Genomic DNA, 360 nt, shown 5'->3' on the forward strand with positions numbered 1-360 from the left:
GGTTGGGCCATCAGTATTAAAGGTAAAGCCATCCGCAGGGTATCCGTCGGATACTAATTCATATCCTTGCGCTTCTAACTTAGCGATTTCATCTTTCGTACTGTAGTTAGCCTTGCTACCAAACTTACCGTTAACGGTATCACTAGTGATAAGGGCATTGCCTTTATCCTGATCAACATAGTTAATGTGAACGACTTCATCGTTAGCATTGTAGGTAACCGTGACACTTGAATCTGGCGTGTCAGCCGTGGCAGTTTGTGAACCAACACTTGCCTTATCTGGAGTGTATCCCGTAATGGTTGGGGAAACAATTGAACCGAAGACAGCGTTCGTTGACGTCCAGTTACTGTAAGTTACCTT

At 44.4% G+C, this 360-nt stretch carries 1 protein-coding gene; it reads right to left on the minus strand.

Translation table 11 applies throughout. The features are described from left to right. A partial coding sequence (locus tag AC6UD4_RS07275; protein WP_500694603.1) for a mucin-binding protein occupies window positions 1-360 on the minus strand: 360 nt, incomplete at both ends.

It is taken from the genome of Fructilactobacillus sp. X3R5C2 (assembly GCF_059901175.1).